This window comes from Marinimicrobium hydrolyticum (assembly GCF_030848505.1).
Classification (GTDB): Bacteria; Pseudomonadota; Gammaproteobacteria; order Pseudomonadales; family Cellvibrionaceae; genus JAVDDU01.
The window spans coordinates 68,156-84,452 of the sequence record NZ_JAVDDU010000009.1 but is presented as its reverse complement, the minus strand read 5'-3'; the positions used below and the strand labels follow the sequence as shown (position 1 = coordinate 84,452).

Sequence of the window (16,297 nt, the reverse complement as noted above, 5' to 3'; positions counted from 1 at the left end):
TTTGCTGTTGATCACAACCAACCCAGCCTTACGGAGGTGGTATAGATGACACTGGCAACGACGGTGAGAATACACAGCAGCATTGCCGCATTGTAGAGGCCGCGCTTAGCCCCGCGAGGCATATCCTCACCCAGGTAGTCCCGGCGGTTGTTCAGGATCAGCCAGCCAACATAGGCAATGGGTAAGAGTACCCCGCAGATCGCCGAGGTCGGCAGTACCACATAGGCCCCCATGGTGCTCCAGACAAACACGCCGAGGACCGCGGGGGTGGGCAATAACAACGCCAGCCGATAGCGCAGGCTATTGGTCGGCCAACCAAACATTTCACTGGCGGCAAAACCACAGGTCAGCATATGCATGACCAATGACCCCACCGCCATACCCAGAATACCCATGGAAAAAATCAGCCGGGCCGGCACTTCACCGAGCCCTGCCTGCACAAAAATCTGGCTCGCCATGGCGGGGCTGAGCCTGCCACTGATATCGGTGTCGATACTGCTCAACGCACCGGCGGCCGCAATAGAAATAAGACTCGTCACCAGTAAATAGGGGAGCACCAACCCCATGATAATGTCGTAGCGCGACAGCTCCCGCTGCACCTTGCCCCAACCACGATTCAGTAGCGTGTAGCCGTATACAAAGGTCATGTTAATGCCCACAGCGGCACCCAGTGCGGCCATTACGGTAGTGACGCCTTCCGAATCTGTGGGCAGCCTGCCGGGTACAAAACCCCGCAATACCCGAAGCCAATCGACTTGCCCGTTCCAACTGGCCGTCGCCACCACGAAGGCAAAGGCGAGTACCGTGAAAATACTCAACCATTTAATGCCGTTTTCAAACAGCCGTACCGTGCTACCACCTTTACCATAGTGCCAGGCCGTATAGGCGCAGAAGGCCCAGACGATGACAGCGAGGGCAAACAAATACAGTTCCCGTGCGCCACCGTCCCCAACTCGAAAACCGGTGGTGACGGAAATGACCTCTTCGGCCATACCCGCACTCAACGGGTAGTGTGAAAACCCCCAAATAATACTGGATGCCAGCGCTGCCAGGGCCCAGCTCCAGGCGAGGGCGGGATGAATACGACACATCGCCTTAAAGGGCCTTTCGCCGGTGCTCAGAGTTTGGTGGGAGAGAGCAAACAACATGATGCAGCCAATCAACATAGCCAGGGGCTGCACCCAAAGCAGTTCGTAACCATAAACGCCACCAATGGTCAGCGAGGCAATGGCACTGCCGCCCCCGAGCGTCATTGCCCCCTGCAGCCAGCCCGGGCCGCTGAGGCGAAGATAGGCAAAGGCTCGCCTCACGGGTGGGCGCTGGGCAATGTCCGCGTGCAGTTGATCCCGCTCTTCGGAAAGTTGATCGGCGGGTGTAGATGCTGTCGATGTGTGAGTCATAAATTACCGAAATTATTATTAGTGTGTTAATTGACGCATCTTTTTATCAATGCGTGTTACCGGTAGGACTTGGTCATGTCGATTGATACTTCAATATCCGCTTTTTTGCGCAGACTGGACTGAGCGATGCGCTGCTCAAGCGCCTGTTGGTAATGGGCGCTGTCAAGAGGCAGATCGACGGCTTTATTCTCCCAGCTCGACAATAAAATGGCGTTGGCCAGCGCGAGTGAATGCAGGCCCTGTTCAGCAGGGGCAATCAGTGGCGTTTGCTCGCGAATAGCGTCGATAAAATTCTGAATTACCCGGGCGTGTTGGTTGACCTGACGATCCGGGGTGATGTCCTGACGTGTGGTGGCCGGCATACCAAACATATCGCGCGTGGCTTTTGAAAAAGTGCTGGTGGATTCGTTGTTGGTGAGCAATTGCAGTCGGTCGCCGTCAAAACTGAGGGTGCCGCGATCACCCACAATATCAAAGCGATTGATGCCGGGGGCCTCACCGGTGGAGCCGACAAACAAGCCGCTGGCGCCATTGCTGTAGCGCAGGTAGGCAGTGGCTTCGTCTTCTACTTCAATGTCGTGGTATTTGCCGAAGCTGCAAAAGCTCTGCACCGAGACAGGCAAGCCGCAGATCCACTGAAAAATATCCAGGTTGTGAATACACTGATTCACCAGCAGTCCGCCGCCTTCGCCCTTCCAGGTGGCGCGCCAGTCGCTGACCTGGAAGTACACTTCGGGGCGGAACCAGTTGGTCATGGTCCAATGGGTGCGCTGGATGGCGCCAATGCGGCCGCTATCAACCTGCTCCTTCATGGCGACAAACAGTGGGTCGGTGCGCTGATTGAGCATCAGCGCAAAGATCTGTTGTTTTTGTTGATGCCTGGCGATAAGTTGCTCACCCTCCTGGCAGGACAGCCCAATGGGCTTTTCCACCAACAGGTGAAGCCCCTTGTCCAGGGCATAGCTCGCTTGCTCAAAGTGCGCCATGGTGGGCGTGGCGATTAAGACAGCATCGACCAGCCCCGAATCAATCAGTTGGCGGTAGTCGCTGAAATGCTGGGCCTTATCAAGGCCCGCGATCACTTTAGACTGGCGGGAACAGGTGGCGGTGATCTCGCAACCGGTGACCCCTGTCTGGACGTGCTGGATATGCTGTTGGCCAATATTCCCGAGCCCGATGATACCGAGGCGCACGGGACTGGCGGCCGCACTCATTGTGCTCATGGCAAGAAACCTCCCCCCGAAAAATAGACGTCCGACAAGTGTTTGTTCATGCGACCATACTTTCATATTCACTCGGGATATTAAACCCTAATGACGAGTACAGGCGCCGCATGTGTCTACTTTTTTTGGGGAACCTGGAGCCTTAACGCCCTTCTGTTGGGTCATCTTGATCGCATGTACTTTGTACACCAGCGTATAGCTGTCGTAATGCTTTTTTCTTGTTATTCCCATATTATCACCACTTAGGTTGACAGTTAATTACTGTCCGTGAAAGGTGATGCAGGTTCAGGGGGAGGTCTCCGGCGCACGAAGTGCGCGTACTTGATGGCTTTGTTATGCATTTAAATGAGCCTACTCAGTTCACCCTTAACTTTTAACTTACGGAACTCTTCTGTTACTAGCTTTAAGCATTCTGTTAGCTCATCTTCAAGGTAGAAGAAGTCTTTCGCTTTTTGGTTAAGAGTATCCATGTTTGGATTCGAACCGATAGTGACTAAAAGCGCTTCATGTGCAACGTAGTTCCGCTCATTCCTGAGCTTGTTGAGGCGCTTCTTTAGCGCCTCATTGCCATTGAGCTTTCCAAAAATGTTCAGAAGCCGTTCTAGGGGGTAGTTCTCCACATCGCTTATAGAAAAGTCAAAGTGAATATGGTCTACTACAAGCATACGGATGTAGTCATAGGACGTTCCAATATACAGCTTTAGAGATAACTCCAAGAGCTGAAAGTTAGTTAGCAAGCCAACGGCACGATCTTTGTAGTATTTCTGCTCCTGCTTCATCGAGCACCTTTATGCATAACGCCGGCCATCACCGGTACAAAACCGTAGCGAAGGTTTTTGCATCCGGTGCATGGCTTGGTTATACCATTTCATCGACACACTCTCGTACCTTTTTTGCACACTCGGTCGGAGAAGCCATGATGTCTGCTCCAGATATCCGAATAGAGCGAATCCCCAAATTGGCAAGTTTCTGGTCGATGGCGGAATCCTTAGCAACAGCATGATCAGCGGTGTGGTGTGCCACCGAATCACAAAAGACAGCTACTTTTTCGTTTTCGAAGAAGAAATCGGCCTCTGTGATGATCTTGGCCTGCTTTTTCGTTCGTAGACCACCCTCCCACATGGACTGAAGAGATGGAAACGTTGATCCGTCAGGAAATATTAGGGTTTGAATCCTGGGATTAAGGTCAAGCTGACTCATGGCCTGTAAGAGAAATAGCTCAATTGGCGAATCACAGCCCCAGATTTTTATTGGCTTAGTCGTTTCGAAGTCCTTAAAATAACGGGAAAAACGGAACTTCCGATAGTCAGCCAGCAACGCCCTGTTCTCGCCAATGAGGAAAGTGCACATCCCTGGGTCGCAAACATCTTTCTTGTCATATTTTGCTGCTAGAAAGTACGTGTTATAGACTAAACCAATTGTGTCAGAACAAATATTTTCGTTTATGGGTGCCGGGCCAACAGCGTAAAGGCCAAAAGCATCAGAAAAAGGGTTATACCCCATGTAATGTGGATTACCCTGCAACACTCCAGCCAGGTCAAAGTTCTTTATCCAATCGACGCCGACACTAGCTAGCCTTCCTCGTTTCTGAGCTGGGCGCAAAGAAATATGATAAGGCAACCCGTAGAGCTTCCCATCCCTCTCCTGAAACGAGTGACAACATACAACAACGTTGATCATTTTGAAAGTATCACCACGTTCTCTATAGAAATCAATCGCCTCCTCGGATGGATTGACTTCTATTACCGGATGACCCTCAAAAAATTTCTTGGATATGCCAATGATTTTAGCTTCAATCGGCTGAGTTCCATCTAGATCGAAAATATCTTGCGCCAAGAACTCCCCAACGGCACTTTCTAGGTCGATCTCAAAAGGTCGATCCGGCAAACAGCCGTAATTGGGAATATCCCATAGTTCTTTTGGTCTGTTTTCAATGTCACCCGCAATGTCTGGCATATGTCCCCTTCGGTATAACGCGAAGTTCAGCCGCGGCGAAGCCGTCGGCTGCAACTTGAAGTTAGGCTTGATCTCCTCGCCCGCTGCTCTAACTAGCGGGATGCGCCTCGCGTACACGCTCCGAGGAGCGCTCTACAAACTCGCCGACATCCTTGCCGAAGACTTCAGCAGCCGCCCGCAAGGCGTGAAACATGGACTCCATTCCTGTGACAAGGAGCTTGCCAGCTTCCTCAAAACTAGGTTCGTTCTTCACAGCCTCAACGTCGCCATCCGTGCCGATGTGCAGATGCTCTTCAAGCGAGCGGATAGAGGAATGTACTGTATTGCTAAGGAAAGAGTATGCGGTGTCGTACCAATCGACCAGCCCTGCAGCCTCCGCCGCATCCACTATGCTCATTTTTTTGCCATCTACCTTGGCTAGTTGTCCTTTGAGCTCCGCAGCGAGTGCCCTTGCGTCCTCAAGCTGGCCGTCTTTGTCGCCAGAACGTTCCCAGTATCGTATTAGCTTGTTGAGACCCTTAAGCCTTTCCAGCTCCTCGGACACGAGCAGCTTCTCAGCGAATCCCGCGTCTTTAGAAATCGCCACTAGAGGAAACACGCTTTCAAACCCACAGCGCAGGAGCATCTTCGCCTGTTGCTCCATTCCGCGCTCCAGCACAACCAGGACTCCTTGGTAAGTCGAGAGAGCGCGCGCATACATAACTGCCGCCAGCATCTCAACCAGAGATCGCTTATGTATCTCTAGTTGATACTGGAACGCTTGAGCAAACTCATTCACGACACGCGCTTCGGCCCAGAGAGCCGAAAAGTCCGTTTCGAGCCTCTTCACACCGTTCCGCGCATCGTCAGAAAGAAAGCCTTGCGTCGTGAAGTCGGACATCGCTCCTCCTGGCCTAACGCAGAGCGCAGCTGCAGCCGTGAGCATTGGCCTGCTTTTTAGGCCGATGCTCACGGCTGTCAGATTGGCGCGACTTGTTACGTGGTTTTCGCGGCCGTGCTGCTACGAATTATAATTTCGTTGTCTTTCGTAATTGTTTGACCAATTTTGTAACCTGTAAACTCAACAAGCTTACCCTGGGAAGTGAACGCCAGCGTGACGCGGCCTCCATCATGAAATTCTGCTTTATGAACGGTAAGATCTCCATCCCGCATAATCACATGGGACTTCAGGTCGACGATGTTCTCGAAACCTACGCTTTTGATGGACTGGAGGTCGATCTTCATATTGCCATCTTTGTTCATAACGAAGGAACGACCATCGGCCGTAGTAATCTTAACGCCTCCGTCCGGAAGCTCTTCTATTTTATTACCTCTAAATTCTATTTCGTCCATATATACTCCTAGTTAATTCGCACGTAACACCCGCAGCACGGGCGAAATTGAAGCGCAGCGTAAATTTTTTCCCAGTGCCTGCGCTTGTTACATTTATTTATGTGGGGCCGCCATATGAACCTCCATATGGCGCATGTTCATTACGTTGAGTTTCTCGGTTTTGTACTTTTTCCGGAGATAACTCAATACTTCATCCGGCTTGCTACGATCCACTTCGCCATCGACTACAAATGCACAGCCTTCCATTTCTTCATGTATTGGATCTTTAACACCAACTGGCATAGCGTGGACTAGTGCTGATGCTTTTAATTTCTCATACCGAGGCGAATGATTATTTATGCAGAGAGTCGCCTCGCCTTTGCGACCAGTAACCATTACAGCATCTATTGAATCCCGATACTTAAAGAACTGACTAAAGCCAAAGTAATAGCAGATTACAGCAAAAGCATCATCGGAGCTAAAGTCTACAACGGTTTCACTACCATAAAGCCCTGCATTTATTTGCTCTAGTGTTGCGTCATAAGCAAGGCCAACACAATGAACCCAAATTATCCTAAAAGTTGATTCGTCAGTAACATGCGCTTTGATTTGTCTGCGGCCGTCTCGCACTACATTTTGAAGCACACTTTTCGTTGCAAGCGATTCAGAGACTTCGAATATTTCGCCTCTGGAAAATGCCTCTTCTCTTGCTTCAGCAAGTGCTGGATTTGCCTCTTTCTCCTTAACCTCTACCAAATATTCGTTTGTGCCGTCGCGCACAAGGAAATCTGGTGTTCTTGCGTCCGACTCAGGTATTTTCTCGACATTGAGCTTAAAGTGCTCTTCCAGTGTTCGTTTTACTAACGCCTCAGTGTCCATCGGTACCTTATGAAATGTAACATTTGAATCTACGACATCAAGCGAGGTATGCCCGGATCACCCGACATCTGTCCGTTTATTTGGTAAATAAAATCTTTATAGCATGGCAGAGGCGCGATTTCACTCATCTTGCGCTGGATGGCGCATTTCTTTGTTTCGGGATTTGGGGCACTGTGTCTGTTTTGCAGGAAAATTCGGACAGGTGTCGGTATATATTCTAAGTGGTCGGGGTGCTGCTGGTTGCTAACCCTTTGATTTAACGAATTTTATTCGATGTTTCAGCAGAAAATGCCACTCGTGCAAAAGTCACCTTATGCGATATACCCCTTTTCCCCTCACCCGTTGCGAGTCGGCGGCTAACTCTTTGTTTTTTATGCAAAATCTTTTGACCTCAAACTGGTGCGCGGTTTTTCATGGAACCAGTGTGTCCTTTTGTACTTTACGGATCATAGGCGGAGGGACCGCCATTGTCATTCTTGTAATTTTCATAGAAAGCGCTGAGGTCGATATGGTGATCAATGAGTTTATTGAGGGGTCATTAGTACCGGGCTTGAGCTGCTGCTCAAAATTGATCACAACCATCGTGTTTTGGTTGTAGTTATATTACGTTATGCGCCAATCGCCATTTCTCCAAAAAGTCATCGACGAGATGATGCGTCGTCGCTACGCCAAGTGAACGATCGAACCTCCATTGGATCAAGTGATTTATCTTTTTCCAACAGAAAAGGCATCCTGAGACAGATTGCAAGTTTTGGCGCCAGGCGGGGTAGGGCGCAGATCTGGTATCATGCGTCCCCTCGAGGAGGCCCCACAGGCATGACTGCATTACCCGCCAACATTGAGCAAGAACTGCAAAACGCCATGGCCCAAGACCGGTATCGTCTGGCGCGTCGATGGCAAGAAATACAACAGCTTGCGCCGGAAAAGCGTGATCCGGCACTGGATCGCTGGCGCGAGCAGCTGGAGAAGTCCCAGCACCAGTATCAGCAGCGTCAGGCGCTACTGCCCGCCCGTATTACCTACCCGGATTTGCCCGTTTCCCAAAAGCGGGATGAGATCGCTGAGCTGATTCGTGACCACCAAGTGGTGGTACTGGCCGGGGAGACCGGCTCCGGGAAGACCACCCAGTTGCCCAAAATTTGCCTGGAATTGGGCCGTGGCGTGGCGGGCATGATTGGTCACACCCAACCCAGGCGTGTGGCCGCCCACACCGTCGCCAACCGCATCGCGGAGGAGCTGGAGAGTCCCTTGGGCGAGCGTGTGGGTTATCAGGTTCGCTTTACCGATCAATCCAGCGATCGGACTTTGGTCAAGGTCATGACCGATGGCATTTTGCTGGCGGAAATCCAAAATGACCGGTTCCTCAACCGGTACGACACCATCATTATTGATGAGGCGCATGAGCGCAGTCTCAATATCGATTTTCTGCTGGGGTTTCTGAAACAACTGTTGCCGAAACGGCCCGACCTGAAACTGATTATCACTTCCGCCACTATTGATGTGGAGCGATTTTCCCAGCACTTCGGCCAGGCGCCCATCGTGGAGGTGTCGGGTCGAACCTACGATGTGGATGTTTGGTACCGTCCTCCCGTTGAGGACGACAACGATGACGATCCGCATCGGCCCATCATTCAGGCCATTGAGGAGCTGGATCAGCACGAGCGCGAGGCGAAGCTACCTCGTGGCGGAGACATTTTGGTCTTTTTGAGCGGTGAGCGGGAAATCCGTGAAACGGCCAAAGCCCTTAGGGACGCCCAGTTCAGGGATTTGGAAATCCTGCCTTTTTATGCACGCCTGAGTCTGGCGGAGCAACAAAAAGTGTTTTCACCGCATAAAGGCCGGCGCGTGGTGCTTGCCACTAACGTAGCGGAAACCTCCATTACTGTGCCGGGTATCCGCTATGTGATTGATCCAGGCTTCGCGCGTTTGAGCCGCTACAGTTACCGCACCAAAGTTCAGCGCTTGCCCATCGAGCCCATTTCCCAGGCCAGTGCCAACCAGCGCAAAGGGCGTTGCGGTCGGGTCAGTGCGGGCATTTGTATTCGCCTGTACAGCGAAGAGGATTTTCTCTCCCGCCCGGAATTTACCGATGCAGAAATACTGCGTACCAACCTCGCGGCGGTGATTCTCCAAATGCTGCAAATGCGCATGGGCGATATTCACCAGTTCCCGTTTATTGACCCGCCGGACCACCGTCTTATTAACGACGGCATCAAGTTGCTGCAGGAATTGCACGCGGTTACGCCTCAGCAGCGTCTGACCAGCACGGGCAAGCAGCTGGCGCAGCTGACCGTGGACCCGAAGCTTGCGCGTATGTTGTTGGCCTCGGCCGAGTTGGGCTGTATGCGTGAGGTGATGATTATCACCAGTGCCTTGTCCAGCCAGGATCCGCGCGAGCGGCCAGCGGATAAACAGCAGGCCGCTGATCAAATGCATCGGCGCTTTTGGGATGAGCACTCGGACTTTCTCGCGTTTGTGAAACTGTGGGACTACTTCGAGGAGCAGCGCCAGGAGCTATCGCAGAACCAATTGCGCAAACAGTGCAAGAAGGAATTTCTCAATTACCTCCGGTGGCGCGAGTGGCGGGATGTGCATCGGCAATTACATCTGATTGCCCGGCGCTTGAACCTGAAAGAAAACACTCAGCCGGCGGACTATGAAACCGTACACCGGGCGCTGCTCACCGGCTTGCTGGGCAATCTGGGTTTTAACACGGAGGAGCGCGAATATTTAGGTGCGCGCAACCGGAAGTTCACGATTTTTCCCGGCTCGTCCCAGTTCAAGAAGCGCCCCAAGTGGTTGGTTGCGGCCGAGCTGCTGGAGACGTCCAGGCTGTTTGCCCACACGGTGGCGAAGATTGAGCCGGAATGGGCGCTGGAGGCCGCGCAACACCTGGTCAAGCGCAATCACTTCGAGCCCCACTACGATCGGCGCAGTGGCCGGGTTAAAGCGTACGAGAAGATCACGCTCTATGGCTTAACCTTGGTCGAAAAGCAGCGCATTGATTTTACGACCATTGACCCCGCCGTGTGTCGGCAAGTGTTTATCCGCTCGGCGCTGGTGGAAGGCCGGTATTTGCAAAAAGGGCAGGGGGGTGAGCAAAAGGGACGAGGCGCCGACCAGCGGGGACGGAAAGTACCGGCGTTTTTTACCCACAATCAGCAAATCGTTAAAGAGCTGAACGACTTGGAAGCCAAGTCCCGGCGCCGGGATATCCTGGCTGATGACGAAGAGCTGTATGCCTTTTACGACGAGCGGTTGCCCGAGGACGTGGTCAGCCGCGCGAGTTTTGATAAATGGCGAAAGCAGGCCGAGCAGCAAGACGCGCGTATTTTGTTTATTGATCGCGAGCGTTTGATGCAGCATGGGGCAGAGGATATTACCCAGGCGCAGTTCCCGGACCAGCTGGAATGGAAGGGCATGGTGTTTCCCCTCAAATACCATTTTGAGCCGGGCCACCCGGACGATGGCGTGAGCCTGCAAGTACCTGTAAGCCTTTTGCATCAGGTGCCCGAGCACCGCCTGGACTGGCTGGTGCCCGGTTTGCTGCGGGACAAATGCATCAGTCTGATCAAAAGTTTGCCCAAATCCCTGCGTCGACACTTTGTGCCGGTACCGGATGTGGTAGACAAGGCCCTGGCGGCCATGAAGCCTGACAATACGCCTCTGACCGAAGCGCTGGCCCAACAGATGAAGCGTCAAACGCTGGTAGAAGTGCCAGAAGACGCCTGGCGCGACAGCGAAGTGGATGACTTTTATCGTTTTAATATTCAGGTGCTGGACGAAGCGGGCAAGGTGATTGCACGCGGCCGTCACTTACCCGAGTTGCGTACTCGCTACCGGGAGCGGGTGCAGGAAAATATTCAATCCGCTGCCAGCGGTTGGGAGCGGGAGGGCATAGTCCGTTGGGATATAGACGAGTTGCCTGAGGCCGTACAACTGCAGCGCGGCGGCATTCGTATCCGCGCCTATCCGGCGCTGGTTGACCAGAGCTCATCGGTAGCGCTGCAAGTACTTGATGACGAGCGAGAGGCAAAGCAACAAAGTCGGCGCGGATTGGCTCGCCTGCTGTTTTTGGAAAACGCGCAAACAACCAAGTATCTTCACAAGGAACTGTTGAAAGGCGATGAGTTGGCGTTGTCGGTTGCCGGCATAGGCAATCGAGCCCAGGTGGTGGACGATCTCTTGTTGGCCAGCGCGGCTCAGCTGGCGCTGCCCGAGGGTGCTGTTTTCCCGAGAACCCATGAGCAGTTTACGGCGGTGAACGCACGCGTAAAAACGGACTTGGTGGCTTACGCTCAGGATCTGGCGGGGGTGCTTTCCGCAAGCTTGGCAGAACTGGTGACGGTGAAAAAGCGCCTCAAGGAACACCGGCGTACTTTGCCGTTGGCGTTTACCCTCAGTGACATCAACCATCAGTTGCAGAATTTGTTTTACCCGGGGTTGGTGTATCGAACGCCTGAAGAGTGGCTGCGACAGTACGCGCGCTATCTACAAGCTTTGAATCAGCGCTTGGAGAAAGCGCCCCTCAACCCCCGCAAAGATCGACAATTACTGGAGGAGGTGGCGCCGCACTGGGAGAGGCTGGAGAACTACCTGGAGCGTGAAGGGGAGCTGCAAATGGAAACGAATGACGCTTTGCAGGAATACCGGTGGGCGATTGAAGAGTTCCGGGTATCACTGTTTGCTCAAACATTGAAAACCCGGATACCCGTTTCCAGTAAGCGATTAAACAAGCTTTGGGAGCAGGTCAGCCACTAAAAACGTCGTCCGCCAGAGACATCGACAGCGCGGTTCAATGCAGAGTTCGCTTCCGGGTCGGGCTTGGGCCCCAACCAGTATTGAGTAATCTGACTCAGAAGGTCGGTAAAGCTGTCAAAGTCCATGGGTTTACACAGGTAACTGTTTGCACCTAACTGATAGCCCCTCAGTAAGTCGGCGCGTTCGTCGGATGTGGTTAGCATCACTACGGGAGTCGTTTTATAAGCGTCTTCCTGCCGCAAACGCCTAAGCACGTCGAAGCCGTTTGCTTTGGGAAGATCCACATCCAGAAGAATCAGGTTGGGTTTATGGTTAGGCTGCCTCTTGGAGAAGCGGCCGCAGGCGAGCAGAAAGTCCATCGCTTCCTCGCCATTATTCACCACCTGCACATCGTATGGTCCGTTAACCCGTTCAAACCCCAACAGGGCCAGCTCCGCTTCGTCGGGGTTGTCTTCCACCAGTAAAATCGTCTTCCTTTCCACCTTCCGTGTCCCTCTCCCAAAGACTAAAATAAAAAACGGTGCCTTCGCCCGGGCTGGATTCGGCCCAGATGCGGCCCCCGTGTCGATTAATAATACGCTGAACGGTAGTCAGTCCGATACCGATTCCTTCAAATTCCGAGTTTTTATGCAGGCGAGTGAAGGGTGAAAACAGCCTGTCTGCGTACTTCATGTCGAAACCGGCGCCATTGTCCTCGACAAAGTAAATACTTTTTCCCTTATGTTTACGGTGACCAAAAGTAATCTTCGCGTGTTCTTTTTGCCCCGTGTACTTCCAGGCGTTATCCAGCAAGTTACCTAGAAGCATATCGAAGAAACGTCGATCCACATCCGCGTAAATGTCCTTCTCGATGATGACTTCCACTTGACGATCGGGGTCGCGATCACGAAGGCTGTCCACAATGCGCGTAGCTTCCTCGGAGACGTTGATCTTCTCCACCGTCAATTCGCCTTGGGTGGATCGGGATAGGCTTAGGAAGCTGTCGATCATATCGGCCATCTCCTTTGTGCCAGCTTCAATCCGGCCTAAGTAGTGCGTAGCCTGCTTTGAAGAGTTGGGTGCCACTTCGTCATTTAGCATACGCCGGAAACCTTCGATGCGACGCAGGGGCGCGCGCAAATCGTGGGAGACGGAATAACAGAAGCTGGCCAACTCGCCGTTAGCGGCTTCCAGTTCCGCCGTGCGCTGACGCACCCGTTGTTCCAGTTTAGCGTTAAGTTGTCTCACTTCCTCTTCGGCTTCGCGGCGGGCGATAATGTCTTCGGCCAACGCCTGGTTGACGTCGCGCATGTGCTCGTAGGCTTGGTGCAAATTTTTACTCAAGCCGTTGAATGCGTTCACCACCTGATCCAGTTCGTCTTCGCGAGAGGGATTCTCCCGGTTTAGCTGCAACGGCTGTGCTGGTTGCCCCAATTGATACTGGCTCACATGCTGGGCAATGCTGGTCAGATGTGTGGTGACCAAGCGGTAAAAGATGTACAAAATAAACAGCGATACCAGGAACGTTTTTACCCCTTGGCTGAACAGGATGACCACAACTTTATCCCACAAGCGGGCATAGACTTCCGTGAGCGATGCCTGTACGACAAGCGTGCCTATCATCCGTTGCTCGTTGCCGAGTTGATGAAATATCGGATAGTTCCGAGTGATGGTTTGGCTCTCACGCAAGGAGCCCAGGCTCAGCTCCAAGGGGCTGGCGACGTTCTCAGAATTCTCCCTCACCAACACCGCATTAATGTCCGGCAATTGCAAAATGCCTTCCAGCTGAATCTGTAATTGATTGATGTCCAGGTTCCATAGGCTCGCGCTAACGCTGGCAAGGTAGCTGCCTTCGATTTCAGTGAGCCGGCTCTCAATGGAGCTAACGTCACGACGGAAGTCGGTATAAAGCTGGATCGCCGTGGCGACCAGCGTCACCAATGAGCTGAATAGAATGATGGAAATCAGCAACCGCTTGGCAATGCTTGGCTTACCAAAGGCGGAAGCCAGTGCGGTTGGGTAGCGAACTAAGCTCATAATGAAGCCTGTTTCTTAAAGGCGATGTTTCGTTTTAATGGCGTCCAGGGTTCCGTCTTGTCTCATCTCCTCGATGGCGCGGTTGATAACTGGCATAGCGTTCAGGTGTTCGGACCTTCTGGAGCACTGGAAGTACAACGACATTTCTTGCAGGACTAAAGGCTCACCGAGAATATCTAAATAACCTTCTTCTTCAGCCACGTACAGCAGTGTGCTTATAGCGCCCACGATGGCATCGATACGCCCTCGAGCCATTTTTCTCAGGCCAATGACGTAATCGGTATCGAACTCTTTAATCAAGCTATCGTCGGTGTCGAATTGTTCATTCAAAGAACCACCGCGCAAAACTGAGATGCGCAGATCTTGAAGGTCGTCGTACGATTCCAGAACAAACTCCTTACGCGCAATGGCACCCAGTGCGTGGTTGAACACCAGTGCGCCGGGAACTACCAGAGACTTTGGTCGAGGAACCAAAATTGTGCAGTCGTGGTTGCCAGATTCCAGTTCACGGTCAACTCGAGCAAAAGGCGTAATGGAGGCATGAATACGAAAGTCGGTGCGTTGCTCCAGTGCCTGAATGATATCGAAGAAGGCACCTTCCAGGTTTTGAGTCTGCTCATTGTGTGATGCCCAAGGAGCGACTTCGATGGTAATGAATCTCAACTCCAGAGTATCGGGGTCCTGCGCAAGAAGAGCACCGCTAGAGCTCAAGGTTAACAGCGCGATCAATAGTGCCGTCAGTCGCGTTGCCGGAGGGCGGGAAAAACTTTTAAACATAACCTATCTCAAATAATCGAAACTTTTTTATTGGTGGTCCATTCGCTGACTAAATCGGGCGATTAAACGTTTCAACTGGATTTAGTGGCGGGTCGCCGTCGTCAGGCCCTTTTACAGCCCACAAGTTCACGCACTCACTTCGCATGGCGCTCAAATCATCTGGGCGCGCACGGTTGCTCCCTTTTCAATTCTTCTTGGTTTTTTGGGCTCACTCCAGTCGGCAAGCCGAAAGCTAGTCACGCGTGACCATTGACAGTATAAATCTGTGAAGGCGTTCTCGCGAATACTTTTTGCACTGGCGGAGCGCCTTGGGAATCCCACTCCGGATGGACTCGGGCGGTACGCGATCCGCTCCCGCGGTGACCGGCCAACTCTCAAAAACAAAAACCTAGAGGAAATACCTATGAACAACCGAATCCTATTAGTTGTAGGCGATAAGTTTGCTAGCTATGTAAAGAATAAGGACGCGATTACCGTATCGCAGCTCCGAGGTCTTTTGAGCTTGCCGGTGCACATGTTGCCGAGCCAGAGCCGGACTGTGCTGGTTCCGGGGCAGGGCATGGGAGATGACTGTGTGAATCAGTTGCTTCAGGATGCGGCGGCCTCTCCCAACGTGTCCCACTTTGACTTCTCACTCTGGCATAGCCTGCCCCAGCGGGCTTCATCCAAGGTCTCTCATAAACGCAACCCGAGAAACACTCTGATTTCCGAGCCCAGGCAGTTGTCGGAGGATACTTTTGAGCTGCATTTGATGATTGACGAAGACTGCGAGCTGATGAATGACCACCTCAGTGGTCAGCATGTGCAGGGGATGGTTTTGATCGAGGCGGCCCGTCAGGCCATGCTCGCCGTTACTGAGCAGTTCCTGATGCCGGACAACGGCATTGACTATGCCTTTATCTTTAATGCCTTGTCGGTCAGTTACAGCCACTATACGTTTCCGGTAAGTGCAGTGATTCGCACTCGTATTACGGAGCGATCGGTGGATAACCCTCGTCGGTTGAGCTTCGCCGCGGAGACCTTCGTGGAGCAATGTGGCAAAACTGTGTCTGAGTTCACCATGTCGTTTGGCGCTATGGAAAGAGCCAGAATTAGCAAGCGTGAGGGCATGCAGGCTTCAAAAACTCAAGGGGAGTTCTTGTCGAGCCTGGCAAGCAACATCGAAGAGTATGACGAGCCCATGCGGCACGTGGAAAACGTATAACGATTGACTAGGGAGTTTTACCATGACAGTTATTCAGAAAGCTGAAGTCACGCATCGAAGTTATGTGTTTTTTGATGTGGACGATACCCTGATCTCAGTGAAAAGCATGCTGAGCTTTCAGGACTACTGGTACCAAGTAACCGGCGATAGTGAAGCCGAAGCGCGGTACCGGGCGGATCTGCGAGAGCACATGCACGAGCAGGCTTGTTGGAATGCCCTCAACCGGCTGTATTATCAGCACTTTGCCGGTCGGGCGGAGCTGGAAGTCACTCGCCGTGGGAAAGAGTGGTTTGTTTGGGCGCAGGAACAGCACCCAAGCTTCTATCACATCCCCGTGGTTGAGGAGTTGCGCGCACACCAAAAAGCCGGAAGAGAAGTGGTGTTTGTGTCGGGTTCGTTTCCGGCGTTGTTGAAGCCCATCGCCGAGGAGCTTGGAGTACGCCATATTCTCTGTACCCGTCTTGAGGTTCGAGACGGCCGCTACACGGGGGAGATACTGGCACCGCAGACGATTGGTGATGGCAAGGTGGAGGCGATCCAGCAGTTCTTATCGGGACAGGGAGTTTCCGCCGAAACTTGTTACGCCTACGGAGATGATTTGTCGGATCTACCGATGCTCAAAGCCGTAGGCAATGCCACAGTGGTCGGTGGGGGACGCGGTTTAGAGTCTCACGCTCGAGAACTCGGTTGGCGAGTGGTGATGCCGGCCTAGACACGCACCAGGCATAAGTTAAAAGAAACCTTCGTTGCTTTCGCAACACTCCAGCTCC

The 16,297-nt window shown here is 52.5% G+C and carries 13 protein-coding genes and 1 pseudogene; 3 read left to right on the top strand and 11 right to left on the bottom strand.

Annotation, left to right across the window (positions count from 1 at the left end):
• Positions 1-11: 11 nt before the first annotated feature.
• From RBH33_RS14570 to RBH33_RS17805, 8 genes and pseudogenes are all read right to left on the bottom strand, one after another.
• On the bottom strand, positions 12-1,400 hold the full coding sequence (locus RBH33_RS14570) for a hypothetical protein (RefSeq protein ID WP_306732947.1): 1,389 nt from the start codon (positions 1,398-1,400) through the stop codon (positions 12-14).
• A gap of 56 nt (positions 1,401-1,456) precedes the next feature.
• A complete protein-coding gene (locus RBH33_RS14565) occupies positions 1,457-2,623 on the bottom strand; it encodes a Gfo/Idh/MocA family protein (protein ID WP_306732946.1) in 1,167 nt (388 codons plus the stop codon).
• A gap of 341 nt (positions 2,624-2,964) precedes the next feature.
• A complete protein-coding gene (locus RBH33_RS14560; protein WP_306732945.1) occupies positions 2,965-3,402 on the bottom strand; it encodes a hypothetical protein in 438 nt (145 codons plus the stop codon).
• A 79-nt stretch (positions 3,403-3,481) separates the two neighbouring features.
• Positions 3,482-4,579 carry a PDDEXK family nuclease gene (locus RBH33_RS14555; RefSeq protein ID WP_306732944.1) on the bottom strand — a complete coding sequence of 366 codons (1,098 nt, stop codon included), beginning with the start codon at positions 4,577-4,579 and terminating at the stop codon, positions 3,482-3,484.
• An 88-nt stretch (positions 4,580-4,667) separates the two neighbouring features.
• Positions 4,668-5,459 (bottom strand): DUF5677 domain-containing protein, encoded by a 792-nt coding sequence (locus tag RBH33_RS14550; protein ID WP_306732943.1) that lies wholly within the window; start codon positions 5,457-5,459, stop codon positions 4,668-4,670.
• Between the two features lie 95 nt (positions 5,460-5,554).
• A complete protein-coding gene (locus RBH33_RS14545; RefSeq protein WP_306732942.1) occupies positions 5,555-5,911 on the bottom strand; it encodes a hypothetical protein in 357 nt (118 codons plus the stop codon).
• Positions 5,912-6,004: 93 nt separating this feature from the next.
• Positions 6,005-6,769, bottom strand: a complete 765-nt coding sequence (locus RBH33_RS14540; RefSeq protein ID WP_306732941.1) for a hypothetical protein — start codon at positions 6,767-6,769, stop codon at positions 6,005-6,007.
• A gap of 442 nt (positions 6,770-7,211) precedes the next feature.
• Positions 7,212-7,351: pseudogene (locus tag RBH33_RS17805) on the bottom strand (transposase); the annotation flags it as partial.
• Positions 7,352-7,585: 234 nt separating this feature from the next.
• On the opposite strand from RBH33_RS17805, the gene hrpA reads away from it, so the two are divergent.
• Positions 7,586-11,530, top strand: coding sequence for an ATP-dependent RNA helicase HrpA (hrpA, locus tag RBH33_RS14535; RefSeq protein WP_306732940.1), 3,945 nt, complete (start codon positions 7,586-7,588; stop codon positions 11,528-11,530).
• Here hrpA and RBH33_RS14530 read toward each other — a convergent pair.
• From RBH33_RS14530 to RBH33_RS14520, 3 genes are read right to left on the bottom strand one after another with little or no spacing between them, the layout of a single operon-like run.
• On the bottom strand, positions 11,527-11,988 hold the full coding sequence (locus RBH33_RS14530; protein WP_306732939.1) for a response regulator: 462 nt from the start codon (positions 11,986-11,988) through the stop codon (positions 11,527-11,529). The two genes, hrpA and RBH33_RS14530, sit on opposite strands and share 4 nt — an antisense overlap.
• On the bottom strand, positions 11,942-13,546 hold the full coding sequence (locus RBH33_RS14525; RefSeq protein WP_306732938.1) for a sensor histidine kinase: 1,605 nt from the start codon (positions 13,544-13,546) through the stop codon (positions 11,942-11,944). The genes RBH33_RS14530 and RBH33_RS14525 overlap by 47 nt, the downstream gene beginning before the upstream one ends.
• A gap of 15 nt (positions 13,547-13,561) precedes the next feature.
• Positions 13,562-14,323 carry a substrate-binding periplasmic protein gene (locus tag RBH33_RS14520; RefSeq protein ID WP_306732937.1) on the bottom strand — a complete coding sequence of 254 codons (762 nt, stop codon included), beginning with the start codon at positions 14,321-14,323 and terminating at the stop codon, positions 13,562-13,564.
• A 403-nt stretch (positions 14,324-14,726) separates the two neighbouring features.
• Here RBH33_RS14520 and RBH33_RS14515 point away from each other — a divergent pair, with 403 nt between their 5' ends.
• Entirely contained in the window at positions 14,727-15,527 is an 801-nt protein-coding gene (locus RBH33_RS14515) for an AfsA-related hotdog domain-containing protein (protein WP_306732936.1), read from the top strand.
• A gap of 22 nt (positions 15,528-15,549) precedes the next feature.
• Complete coding sequence (locus RBH33_RS14510; protein WP_306732935.1) at positions 15,550-16,239, top strand: HAD family hydrolase; 690 nt, start codon at positions 15,550-15,552, stop codon at positions 16,237-16,239.
• Positions 16,240-16,297: the final 58 nt, after the last annotated feature.

Excerpts from the sequence above, each read along its gene's own strand:
- RBH33_RS14570 (WP_306732947.1), bottom strand. The coding sequence starts at position 1,400 with ATGACTCACACATCGACAGCATCTACACCCGCCGATCAACTTTCCGAA.
- RBH33_RS14565 (WP_306732946.1), bottom strand. The coding sequence starts at position 2,623 with ATGAGCACAATGAGTGCGGCCGCCAGTCCCGTGCGCCTCGGTATCATC.
- RBH33_RS14560 (WP_306732945.1), bottom strand. The coding sequence starts at position 3,402 with ATGAAGCAGGAGCAGAAATACTACAAAGATCGTGCCGTTGGCTTGCTA.
- RBH33_RS14555 (WP_306732944.1), bottom strand. The coding sequence starts at position 4,579 with ATGCCAGACATTGCGGGTGACATTGAAAACAGACCAAAAGAACTATGG.
- RBH33_RS14550 (WP_306732943.1), bottom strand. The coding sequence starts at position 5,459 with ATGTCCGACTTCACGACGCAAGGCTTTCTTTCTGACGATGCGCGGAAC.
- RBH33_RS14545 (WP_306732942.1), bottom strand. The coding sequence starts at position 5,911 with ATGGACGAAATAGAATTTAGAGGTAATAAAATAGAAGAGCTTCCGGAC.
- RBH33_RS14540 (WP_306732941.1), bottom strand. The coding sequence starts at position 6,769 with ATGGACACTGAGGCGTTAGTAAAACGAACACTGGAAGAGCACTTTAAG.
- hrpA (WP_306732940.1), top strand. The coding sequence starts at position 7,586 with ATGACTGCATTACCCGCCAACATTGAGCAAGAACTGCAAAACGCCATG.
- RBH33_RS14525 (WP_306732938.1), bottom strand. The coding sequence starts at position 13,546 with ATGAGCTTAGTTCGCTACCCAACCGCACTGGCTTCCGCCTTTGGTAAG.
- RBH33_RS14520 (WP_306732937.1), bottom strand. The coding sequence starts at position 14,323 with ATGTTTAAAAGTTTTTCCCGCCCTCCGGCAACGCGACTGACGGCACTA.
- RBH33_RS14515 (WP_306732936.1), top strand. The coding sequence starts at position 14,727 with ATGAACAACCGAATCCTATTAGTTGTAGGCGATAAGTTTGCTAGCTAT.
- RBH33_RS14510 (WP_306732935.1), top strand. The coding sequence starts at position 15,550 with ATGACAGTTATTCAGAAAGCTGAAGTCACGCATCGAAGTTATGTGTTT.